This is a genomic window from Granulicatella sp. (genome assembly GCF_057274575.1).
This window is the reverse complement of sequence record NZ_DBHISP010000009.1, coordinates 37,857-49,875: the sequence shown is the minus strand read 5'-3', so window position 1 is coordinate 49,875 and position 12,019 is coordinate 37,857. Positions and strand designations below refer to the sequence as shown.

Below are 12,019 nucleotides of genomic sequence, written 5' to 3'. Positions count from 1 at the left end.
TCTAAGCGGTTATTTTTTAGAATTGTTTTACGACAACCCCATCTGGCGTTCCGACAAGCACGATATCCGTCATGTTGGTGAAGAGGCCTTGCTCTACCACACCTGTCATACCTTTAATTTTTTCTCCGAATGCGATTGGGTCTTTAATTGGATAAACATCCAAGTCGATAATGTAGTTTTTGCTATCAGTTAAGTAGCGTTCTTCGTCACGTTCGCGGAATGTTGGTTTGTATCCTAGCGCTTCAAAACGTTTAAATAATTGTTCTGATCCGTACGGCACCACTTCCACTGGTAATGGGAAACGACCTAGGTAGTCGACCATTTTTGATTCGTCTACAATCCATATTACGCTCTTTGATTGCTCGGCAACGATTTTTTCGAATAATAACGCACCACCGCCACCTTTGATTCCTGAAAAATCAGGAGCGATTTCGTCTGCGCCATCGATTGTGACGTCGATATAATCCACTTCATCCACGCTCTTCAATGGAATCCCAAGCGCTTCTGCTTGTTTCTTCGTTGCTAAAGAAGTCGTTACCCCAACAATTTCAAGTCCTTCTTCTTTTACTCGTCGACCGATTTCTTCCACAAAATAGTAGGCTGTCGAACCAGTTCCAAGACCAACCGTCATTCCACTTTCTACATATTCTGCGGCTTTCTTGCCGACTAATTCTTTCATGTTCATTCAAGTTTCCCCCTGAGAAATAATCTATGTTGAGTATAGCATAGCTAACTTCTTCAAACTATCTCTTCTCGTAAATTTCTACTTCTTTTTATGAGAGGTTGCTGCTTCTAAGGCGCGTTTTAAATAACGACCTGTGTGACTATTTTTATCCTTCGCCACTTCTTCAGGCGTCCCTGTCGCAATGACAAGTCCACCACCGCTACCGCCTTCTGGTCCCATATCAATGATATAGTCAGCAGTCTTAATGACATCTAAGTTATGTTCGATGACAAGCACGGTGTTTCCAGCTTCGACTAAACGATTCAACACTTCAAGCAGGCGTGCGATATCATCCGTATGCAAGCCAGTTGTTGGTTCATCAAGCACGTAGAACGTATTTCCTGTTGAAACACGTTGGAGTTCACTGGCTAACTTCATCCGTTGTGCTTCTCCTCCAGAGAGCGTTGTGGCAGATTGCCCAAGGGTGACATAGCCGAGTCCAACATCCTTAATCGTTTGTAATTTACGTTTGATTTTTGGAACGGCTTGGAAGAATTCTACCGCTTCATCTACGGTCAATTGAAGAATATCCGCGATACTCTTTCCTTTGTATTTCACTTCGAGCGTTTCAGAGTTATAACGCGTTCCGTGACAGACTTCACACGGCACATATACGTCTGGTAGAAAGTGCATCTCGATTTTCAAAATGCCGTCCCCTTTACAAGATTCGCATCGTCCACCCTTCACATTGAAACTAAAGCGCCCTTTCTTATATCCGCGGATTTTTGCTTCATTTGTTGTCGCAAATAAATCACGAATATCATCAAAAACACCTGTATACGTCGCTGGATTGCTTCGTGGGGTTCTTCCGATTGGGCTTTGGTCAATATCGATAATCTTATCGAGGCTCTCAAATCCAGAAATGCTCTTGAACTTCCCTGGTTTTTCCTTCGTACGCGTAATCTCACGCGCTAAAGCTTTCTTCAATACACTATTGACAAGTGAGCTCTTACCAGAACCCGATACCCCTGTAACGGCAACAAAGCGTCCAAGTGGCACATCCACATCGATATCGCGTAAGTTATTTTCCGCAGCGCCTTTTAAGTGAATCCAGCCCTTATCTTCCCTACGGCGTTCGCTTGGGACTGGAATGTATTTCTTCCCAGCTAAATATTGCCCTGTCAGCGATTTAGTATTCTTTTCCACTTCTTTTGGAGTTCCTGCAGCGATAATCTCGCCACCGAATTCACCCGCACCTGGACCGATATCAATCAAGTAGTCCGCAGCACGCATGGTATCTTCGTCATGTTCTACAACAATCAAGGTATTTCCAAGATCACGCATGCTCTTCAATGACTCAATTAAGCGGTCATTGTCGCGTTGGTGAAGTCCAATCGAAGGTTCATCTAAAATATAGAGGACGCCCGATAGATTAGAACCGATTTGCGTCGCTAAACGAATCCGTTGCGCTTCTCCCCCAGATAAGGTTCCTGCGGCACGGCTTAATGTTAAGTATTGCAAGCCGACATTGCGTAAGAATTTCAAACGAGAGCTTACTTCTTTTAAGATTGGAGCTGCGATTTGCTCATCTGTCTCCGATAAGTTTAAGTCTTTGAAGAAGTCAATCTCATCATCCACAGATAGAGAGAGGACTTCGCTAATATTTTTCCCGCCTACTTTGACAGATAGGGCTTGTTCATTTAAACGGAAGCCATGACAAGTCTTACAAGCGGATTCTGTCATATATTGGCGCATTTGTTCTCTTGTAAAATCACTATTGGTTTCACGATAGCGGCGTTCCACATTCACTGCCACGCCTTCAAATGGGATTTCTACATCTCGGACTCCACCAAATTCATTTTCATGATGGAATTGGAAAGTAGCATCTCCGGACCCATACAGAACCATATTGACTTGTGACTGTGTCAATTTTTCAAACGGAATATTCATCGGAATCTTAAATTGCTCACAAAATTGGCTGAGCATCGATGGATAATAGTTGGAGCTAATAGGATTCCATGGAACAAGCGCTCCTTCTTCTAATGTCAAACTCTTATCGGGAACAATTAATTCCAAGTCCACTTCGAGTTTTGATCCAAGGCCATCACATTCCGGACAAGCTCCAAATGGCGCATTAAATGAGAAAAGACGTGGCTCTAATTCGCCTACTGTAAATCCACAAATCGGACATGAATGGTGTTCACTAAAGAGATGTTCTTCCCCACCAATCACATCTACAATGGCATACCCCTCCGCTAAACGAAGGGCTGCTTCAATCGAATCGAACAAACGAGAGCGACTCTTATCACTCACCACGATACGGTCCACGACGATTTCGATATTATGCTTTTTGTTCTTCTCTAAATTCAGTTCTTCAGTGACTTCATGCATCTCGCCATCGACGCGCACACGCACATAGCCATCTTTTTGAATTTTTTCAAAGACTTTCTTATGCTCCCCTTTCTTTTGGACAACAACAGGAGCAAGCACTTGAATCTTTGTTTTTTCGGGCATTTCCATCACACGATTGACCATCTGTTCGAGAGATTGGCTTTCAATCGGTGTGCCATCATTTGGACAGATTGGTTTCCCAACACGTGCATATAATAGACGTAAATAATCATTAATTTCTGTAACCGTTCCTACTGTTGAACGTGGGTTTCTGGATGTGGTTTTTTGGTCGATCGCAATAGCAGGACTTAAGCCATCGATGCTATCTACATCGGGTTTGTCCATTTGCCCTAAAAATTGACGCGCATATGCAGATAGACTTTCCACATAACGGCGTTGTCCTTCAGCGTATAAAGTGTCGAAGGCTAACGAACTCTTCCCTGAACCAGATAATCCTGTAATCACAACAAATTGATCACGAGGAATACTCACATCAATGTTTTTTAAATTATGAGATCGTGCTCCATGCACGACAATATGGTCTTTTGCCATTTGAATACCTCTTTATAATTGATACATCCATTGTATCAAATTTTTGCAACACGAACAAATGTTCTACAATTCAATGTTCATTTCTACTGGACAATGATCGCTTCCGGTGACATCACTTCGGATTTTTACTTCTTGAAGGAAGGCTGTTAGCGGTTGTGAAATCACAAAATAGTCAATTCTCCATCCGACATTTCGAGCACGGGCCCCTCCCATGTAACTCCACCAACTGTAGGCTCCTAGCGTATCTGGATATAAGTAACGGAACGCATCTACCAAGTCATTGTTGACTACTTGATCAAATTTTGCACGTTCTTCTTTTGTAAATCCTGCATTCATCGTATTTGTTTTCGGATTTGCCAAGTCAATTTCTTTATGCGCCACATTTAAGTCCCCACAGAAAATCACTGGCTTTGTTTCTTCTAGTTTTTTAATAAAAGCAAGGAAGTCATCCTCCCAGACCTGGCGATACTCGAGTCGAGACAAGTCACGTTTCGCATTCGGAGTATACACCGTCACTAAATAGAACTTCTCGTATTCCGCTGTAATCACACGCCCTTCTTGGTCATGCTCTTCTATTCCAATTCCATATTCTACAGATAAAGGTTTTTCTTTCGTGAAAATGGCTGTCCCTGAGTATCCTTTTTTCACTGCTGAATTGAAGAATACCTCATATTCACTAAATTCCATTCCCAACTCTACTTGGTCTTGTTGCGCTTTTGTCTCTTGTAGGCATAAAATATCTGGATTGCTCTCTAATACATATTCTTGAAGCGCTCCTTTATTTAAAACAGAACGAATGCCATTCACATTCCATGTTGCTATTTTCATCTTGATTCCTCCCTCATAATGTCTCTTGTCATAGTATCAACTCTCTCGCTTTTTTGCGAATAAAAATAACCGAAAAGGAAAGCACGTAGCCGTCCTTCTCGGTATTTATTTGTGATTTGTCATTTCTTTTAAAGATCCTTGGTTTTCAGTGGGTAGACAAACATAGAAACTCGTTTGTCCGTTTTCCGACTCGGCAAACATGATTCCTCCATGAGAATGCACAATGTTTTCCGCAATCGCTAACCCTAAACCTGTGCCACCTGTTTCTTTTGAACGAGAGCCTTCTGCACGATAGAACCTTGTAAAGAGTTGATCCAATACTTCTTTTGAAATCGGGTCGCCTTCATTTCTAACCGCGATGGTAATGACGCCCTCTTTCTTCAACACTTCCATTAGGATGGTTGAATTTTCATGACCGTATTTAATGGCATTCGATAACAGATTGTTAATCACACGTACCATTTTCTCAGCATCTAATTCCAGCACCACGTCACGGTTTTCTGAAGGCACTTCGATTGCCATATGACGTTTTTGGGCTTCTAATTCAAAGTCCGCTGCAATTTGTTCAAGAAAATTCACAATCGGAATATCGTTCAGACGCAATGGAGCCCCATTCGGTCTACTCGTCGTGTATTCAAACAAATCATCCACAAGCAATTTCATTTGCTCGGCTTTTGAATATGCGATTTCTGCATAACGCTTCGCATCCTCCGTATCAATCTTCGGCTGATTCACAATCAAGCCTAAGTATCCAAGGATGGACGTTAGTGGTGTCCGGATATCATGTGAGACGTTTGTAATCAATTCATCTTTTGACTTTTCGATAGCACGTTCTTCTTCTAGAGCGTTCACCGTCGAATCTACAAGACGATTAATACTATTCACAACTTGTCCCATATCCCCACTTAACTGGAATGGAATTCGTCTATCGTATCGTCCTTCCGCAATCAAATGCAGTTCATCTAAAATATGATTCAATTGCATTTGTTGATATCTTCGCATTAATCTCCAATAGGTAAATGCAATTGCAAAAATAATGGAAGTAATCGTGAAGATATTTTTATAGAGCAGCATTTGATCTGTGCCAATTTGTAACACATCTCGTGCTGAGAACTGAATCGAAATAATTCCTGGCTCATTCACTAACTGACTAATCATCACTAAGATGCCGAGATAGAGTAGAAATACCACACAGAGAGTGACAATTCCCTCTAAAACCAGTTCACTGATTTCTTTACGCGTCAGCGTGAGAATGGTCGGTTCATTTTTTGCTTTTCCAATTTGAAGAATCTTTTGTTTATTTGTCTTCAATTTTATAGCCTACTCCCCATACTGTTTCGATGACTTTTTCTCCTCCAGTGGCTTCGGCAATTTTATCACGCAAATGACTTACGTGTACCATTACTGTTTTTGTAGAAACAATACTTTCTTGTTGCCATACTGTCTCAAAAATTTCATCAGCGCTAAATACTCGGTTTGGATGACTCGCTAATAAGAATAAAATTCCAAATTCTAATACTGTTAACTGAATTTCTTTTCCATCAGAAGTCGTCACTTGATGAGATTCTTTTTTGATTGTTAATGGTCCAATTGTAATTTCTTCGTTGGCTGGACCTTCTTGCGTAATGGTCGAACGGCGAAGTAATGATTTCACACGTGCAATCACTTCTAGTGGGTTAAATGGTTTAGTCACATAATCATCCGCCCCATTGGTTAATCCTTGAATCTTATCGATGTCTGTAGACTTCGCACTTAATAAAAGAATTGGTAATTGCGCATTTTCTTTACGAACTTCATGTACCACTGAGATTCCGTCTAGACGTGGCATCATAATATCCAAAATAATCATATCGATATCTGGATACATTTTTAATTTTTCGAGAGCTTGTTTTCCATCGTATGCTTTTACGATTTCATAGCTTTCATTTTTTAAATAAATGGTTAATAGTTCAACGATTTCGCGATCGTCATCTACTACTAAAATTTTCATGGGCATTCCCTCTTTTCGTTCTTTTTTCAACTTTATCCTATAAAAAAATTCCTATTTATGCTAGTCATTTTTAAGATTCTTGAATTTTACTTAATAATTTCCTAAGAAACGGCTTAAAAACGGCATATCGGACGACCCTATTCTGAACTTTTGTTATAATAAAACACGAAGAACTCTAAAGGAGAAGACTATGACATCATCACCGATTCAACACCAGACCGTTCAACTGGTCGCCACTCAAATCGAAAAGACCACTTCACTAGAACAAATCTTGACTCCTTTTGCTCTAGATGAAACTATTATTCGACATTTAACGAAGGAGCAAACGGGACCTTTCGTTCATTTTTGGACACTAGAAGATATTATTATTCTTGGGATGACCGATACAAAAGTCCCATTTCTAGAGGAAGGCTTACATCAACTTCGCTCACATGGATTTACTCCGATTGTCCGCCAAGCAGGAGGCCTCGCTGTCGTTAGTAACGAAGGGATCTTAAATATTAGCCTTCTTTTCAAAAACGAACAAATGCCTACAATCAATCAAGCATACGAGTGGATGCAGCAATTAATTCAGCAAAGCTTCCCTGAAGCTAGTGCATTAGGCGGTATCAATGCATTTGAAGTCAGTGATTCCTATTGTCCTGGGGATTATGATTTAAGTATTCAAGGAAGAAAAATTGCCGGGATCGCACAACGCAGGTTAAAAGACATAGTTTGTGTGTCCATTTACTTAAGTGTATTTGGAGACCAACGCTATCGCGGTCAAGTCGTTCGTGATTTTTATGACCATGCAATTCAAGGTCAAGAAACCAAATGGCATTTCCCAACGGTAAACGCTGATAGCATGTGGAATATTGGAGATGCTTTAGGACTATCCCTCACGATTGAAGAAGTACAAATCCGCGTCTTACAGGCATTAACGCAGATGGGGTGCTCTCTTGAAGAGACAAAAATCGACTTCACTCTCACTCCGGAATTTCAGAAAGCACTCGAGCGATTTATTCAAAGACAATAACCCTTCAAAAATAGCGTTATAAAGGCTTTTTTCAACAAAATCCTCTTGCATTTCCGCCAAAAATAGCATACACTGGAAGTGCTTATGATAACATTTCACAATCTAAACGAAAGAAGGAGTAAAACGAATGACAGAAGCATTCAAACGTGAAAAAGTATTTCGTGACCCCGTTCACGATTACATCCATGTGCAACATCCAATTATTCTGGAATTGATTAACAGCCGTGAATTACAACGACTCCGCAGAATTAAACAAACTGGTGCCTCTATGTACACTTTCCATACTGCAGAACATTCAAGATTTTCGCATTCTCTTGGAGTGTATGAAATTGCTCGACGCATTTGCGATAATTTTGCCAGAAATTACGCTACTCAAGAAGAAGGAGATGGCCTTTGGGACGATCGTAATCGCCTCGTAGTGTTATGTGCAGCTTTACTGCATGATGTAGGACATGGCCCTTACTCTCATACCTTTGAGAAAATTTTCGACACAAACCATGAACAAATCACTATTGATATCATCTTATCTGAAGGAACCGAAGTGAACCAAATTTTACGTAAAGTTTCTTCTACCTTCCCACAAGAAGTGGCTAGCGTGATTCAAAAAACGCATCCAAACCCTCAAGTAGTTCAATTGATTTCTAGCCAAATCGATGCGGATCGTATGGACTATTTGCTTCGTGACGCTTATTTCACAGGGGTTAATTACGGAACCTTTGACCTAACACGTATCTTACGTGTGATTCGTCCATATAAAGGTGGCATTGCGTTTACTTATTCAGGAATGCATGCTGTTGAAGATTACATCGTGAGTCGTTATCAAATGTATATGCAAGTGTATTTCCACCCCGTTTCTCGTGGAATGGAAGTCGTATTAAATCACTTATTAAAACGCGCTTCGGCTTGCTACAACTCAGAATCAAATCCTTTAAAACATTCTGCAACATTCTTAAAGCCTTTCTTCGAAGGAACCTGGACATTGGAAGATTACTTACGCCTCGATGACGGTGTATTAAATACGTACTTCTCTCACTGGCTCTTAGAAGAAGATGCGATTTTAAGTGACTTATCCGATCGTTTCATTAACCGTCGTCCATTCAAATCGGTGCCATTTAACCGCAAAAACGATGGTCCACAAGTCGAACGCATGAAACAAATCGTAGAAGCTGTTGGTTTTGATCCTGAATATTACACGGCCATCAACAACAGTTTCGATTTACCATATGATTTCTATCGTCCAGATTCTATTAAGCCAAGAACACAAATTGAACTCGTAGAACGAAACGGAAATATGGTTGAGCTTTCTCAAGTAAGCTCGATTGTAGAAGCCATTTCTGGAAAGGTTCGTGGAGACGAACGCCTCTACTTCCCTCGTGAAATGGTGACACGCGACATGCAAAACGAACTCTTTATGGACGACTACGAAGAGTTCCAAACGATCGCTGCACAATTGGACGTTTTCTCGAATCAAATGAAGTAACAGGATGTGAGGAAAAGCGTTTAGAGGCGATGACGGTTCGAAGGTTAGCCGCAAGGGACTTGGCACAAGTCGTGAGGACTAACCTCGAAAGGCTTGAGCCTCTGCTTTTCCGAACTCAACTTCACAGGATGTGAGCAATCGCGTCTAGAAATGGAACGTTGAACCGGAACGCCGGAAGGGACTCGGAACGAGTCGTGCGGACGTTTCGGGAAACGCACGCCATTTCTGCGATTGCGAACTCAACTACACAGGATACGAGGGCGAACGCTCAGGACTGAATCACTGGACCGGAGTAACGCAAGTGACTTGGCACAAGTCGTGCGGATACTACGGGAAGCAAAACTTCACAGTGCGAAGTTTTGCAGTCCTGTGAGCCCGAGTTCAACTTCGCAGGATGTGAGGCAGAAAGACAGAAGCCAAGAATGATTTCACAGTGTGAAGTCATTCTGCTTCGTTGTCTTTCGCCCGCAAAGTTTATTAGCCATTCTTGAATCACGGGTGGTGAAAAGAATGGCAATAAACCACTGCGTCGAAGTGGATGCGTATAAATATGGTGAGGCACCCGAGAGCAAGTGGCTTCTGCGAACTCAACTTCACAGGCTATAAGCATCATCTACCAATTACTTTTTATAAATAAAAAAACACAATATACCTTATAAGGTATATTGTGTTTTCCATATTTTACGGAACACTCCGAAAGTTTTACGTAATGGATTTATGTATAAGCATTGTATTTTTGCTCAGATTCTTATTTTAAAGACGTCTAATTATCCAGCTCAAAACCTTACTTAACGCTATTTAACAATTTTCAAGGAGGCACTATGTCTATCAAATTAATCGCCATCGATATCGACGGCACACTGCTCAATTCAAAACGCGAAATCACACCTCGAGTAAAGGCTGCTTTAAACGCTGCAAGCGCGCAAGGAGTCTATGTGGTTCTTTGTACAGGTCGTCCATACCTTGGTGTGGAAGGTCTTCTTCAAGAACTCGACCTCGTCAATGACCACGATTATGTCGTGACTTACAACGGAACTCTTGTACAACAAACAGGTTCGAAAAAAGCACTCGTTCGCTTCTCAATGACGCATGAGGACTTAGAACGCGTGAACGATTATGCTACAAAATATAATGTACACTACCATGCCATCGATGAAAAATCTATTTTTGTGCCAAATGAGACCGTTGGGAAATATTCCAAACACGAGAGCGATTTGGTGGGAATGCCAATCGTGCACCAATTATACAAGGATATTCCAACCGATAAAGAATTCGTCAAAATCATGTTCGTGGATGAGCCTGAAGTGTTAGAAGAATTACTTCCAAATCTTTCTGACGACTTCAAGAGTAGCTACAACATTTTCCGTAGTGCCGGCTTCTATCTCGAAGTGATTCACCCTGAAGCAAGCAAAGGAAAAGCCGTGCATCATCTAGCTGAAAAACTAGGACTTACACGCGATGAAGTAATGTGTATTGGAGACCACGAAAATGATCGTGACATGATTGAATACGCTGGTCTTGGTGTTGCAATGGGCAATGCCGTTGATTCCATTAAAGAAATTGCCAACTTTATTACAACCACAAACAACGAAGATGGCGTTGCTGTTGCCGTTGAAAAATTCGTTTTAAACAAGGAGAACTAGTCATGCTACATGAGATGACTCTTTTCCCAAAACCGTATGCTTCCATTGCCTCCGGTCAAAAAACGATTGAGCTTCGTCTCTATGATGAAAAGCGACAATCGATTCAAATTGGTGATCAGATTCGATTTTCCAATTCTGAAGATGATTCTAAGTCTACACTCTGCGAAGTAGTTCAGTTACATATCTTTAAAGACTTTAGAGAACTGTATGAAAACCTCCCACTACTAAAATGCGGTTATACTTCAGAAGACGTGGTCAATGCACATCCCGACGACATGTTGACTTACTATTCAAAAGAAAAACAAGCACTCTACGGTGTTGTCGGCATCGAACTCAAACGCATTTAAACTGTAAAACGGACTCACGATATGAGTCCGTTTTTAATTAACTTTTAAAGTACTTCTACATTTTGATAAGATATCTTTATAAAAATAGAACGTTCGTTTTATAAAGAGATATTTTTTGTGCTTTTTCCCGAATGATACAGTTTTTCGAAATTGTAATTTTCGTCATTTTATGTATAATAGTATAGAAGTAGTTCATTCAAAGAGGGAGGACGATTCAATGAAATTGAAAAGAAGTGAGCGTCTTATTGATATGACGCAACGTCTATTAGATAATCCACATACGTTAATTTCATTAACTACATTTACAACTTTGTACCAGTCCGCAAAATCTTCTATTAGTGAAGATATTGCTATTATTAAGAAGACTTTTGAAAAACAAGGTGTTGGGATTATTCGTACAGTCCCTGGTGCTGCGGGCGGAGTGATTTTTGTACCAAAAATCAAACGCGAACAAGCATTAGCTGCTGCGGAGAAATTAAAAGAACAAATGAATGATGCAAGTCGCTTATTGCCAGGAGGATATATTTATCTATCTGACTTACTGGCAAAACCAAATGTATTACATGATTTAGGAAAAATGATTGCATCTGCTTACGAAGATAAGAAGATTGATGCCGTTATGACCGTTGCAACAAAAGGGGTTCCTATTGCACAAACAGTAGCTAATTACTTAAACGTTCCTTTCGTCATTGTTCGTCGTGATTCAAAAATTACAGAAGGTTCTACTGTAAGTATTAACTACGTTTCCGGTTCTTCTTCTCGTGTGGAGAAAATGGAATTATCCAAACGTACACTTCCTAGTGGATCTAATGTATTAATCGTTGACGATTTCTTAAAAGCTGGCGGTACGATTAACGGAATGCGTAGCTTAATTCAAGAGTTCGATTCAACCACTGCAGGAGCGGTTGTGTTCTGTGAATCTGGAGTCTCTAATCACAATGTATCCGATTATTCTTCTATCATCAAAATTACAGAGATCGATACTGAATCTCAAAAAATCAAAGCTGTTTTAGGAAACTTCTTTGATACTCATGAATTTTTATAAGATAAAATGAAATAAAGCGAAGAACCTATAAGGGGTCTTCGCTTTTTGTATGCATAAAAAATTA

The 12,019-nt window shown here is 40.5% G+C and carries 10 protein-coding genes; 5 read left to right on the top strand and 5 right to left on the bottom strand.

Going from position 1 to position 12,019, the window contains the following annotated elements; translation table 11 throughout:
- Positions 1-16 precede the first annotated feature (16 nt).
- From rpiA to ACO5V7_RS05895, 5 genes are all read right to left on the bottom strand, one after another.
- A complete protein-coding gene (gene rpiA / locus ACO5V7_RS05915; RefSeq protein ID WP_485485437.1) occupies positions 17-685 on the bottom strand; it encodes a ribose-5-phosphate isomerase RpiA in 669 nt (222 codons plus the stop codon).
- A 78-nt stretch (positions 686-763) separates the two neighbouring features.
- On the bottom strand, positions 764-3,607 hold the full coding sequence (gene uvrA / locus ACO5V7_RS05910; protein WP_485485436.1) for an excinuclease ABC subunit UvrA: 2,844 nt from the start codon (positions 3,605-3,607) through the stop codon (positions 764-766).
- Between the two features lie 63 nt (positions 3,608-3,670).
- Positions 3,671-4,435 (bottom strand): exodeoxyribonuclease III, encoded by a 765-nt coding sequence (locus ACO5V7_RS05905; RefSeq protein ID WP_485485435.1) that lies wholly within the window; start codon positions 4,433-4,435, stop codon positions 3,671-3,673.
- A 105-nt stretch (positions 4,436-4,540) separates the two neighbouring features.
- A complete protein-coding gene (locus ACO5V7_RS05900) occupies positions 4,541-5,746 on the bottom strand; it encodes a sensor histidine kinase (protein ID WP_485485434.1) in 1,206 nt (401 codons plus the stop codon).
- Positions 5,733-6,425, bottom strand: coding sequence for a response regulator transcription factor (locus tag ACO5V7_RS05895; protein ID WP_039849301.1), 693 nt, complete (start codon positions 6,423-6,425; stop codon positions 5,733-5,735). The genes ACO5V7_RS05900 and ACO5V7_RS05895 overlap by 14 nt, the downstream gene beginning before the upstream one ends.
- A 190-nt stretch (positions 6,426-6,615) precedes the next feature.
- Here ACO5V7_RS05895 and ACO5V7_RS05890 point away from each other — a divergent pair, with 190 nt between their 5' ends.
- The 5 genes from ACO5V7_RS05890 to purR all read left to right on the top strand — a co-directional run bounded on the left by ACO5V7_RS05890 (position 6,616) and on the right by purR (position 11,955).
- Positions 6,616-7,440, top strand: a complete 825-nt coding sequence (locus ACO5V7_RS05890; RefSeq protein ID WP_485485433.1) for a lipoate--protein ligase family protein — start codon at positions 6,616-6,618, stop codon at positions 7,438-7,440.
- 127 nt (positions 7,441-7,567) lie between these two features.
- A complete protein-coding gene (locus ACO5V7_RS05885; RefSeq protein WP_289015275.1) occupies positions 7,568-8,920 on the top strand; it encodes an HD domain-containing protein in 1,353 nt (450 codons plus the stop codon).
- Positions 8,921-9,741: 821 nt separating this feature from the next.
- The gene (yidA, locus tag ACO5V7_RS05880) at positions 9,742-10,563 is read left to right on the top strand and encodes a sugar-phosphatase (protein WP_485485432.1); all 822 of its coding nucleotides are present in this window, start codon (positions 9,742-9,744) and stop codon (positions 10,561-10,563) included.
- A 2-nt stretch (positions 10,564-10,565) separates the two neighbouring features.
- Positions 10,566-10,910: an ASCH domain-containing protein gene (locus ACO5V7_RS05875; protein ID WP_485485431.1), complete on the top strand. Its 345-nt coding sequence runs from the start codon at positions 10,566-10,568 to the stop codon at positions 10,908-10,910.
- A gap of 217 nt (positions 10,911-11,127) precedes the next feature.
- Positions 11,128-11,955 (top strand): pur operon repressor, encoded by an 828-nt coding sequence (gene purR / locus ACO5V7_RS05870; RefSeq protein WP_070443741.1) that lies wholly within the window; start codon positions 11,128-11,130, stop codon positions 11,953-11,955.
- Positions 11,956-12,019: the final 64 nt, after the last annotated feature.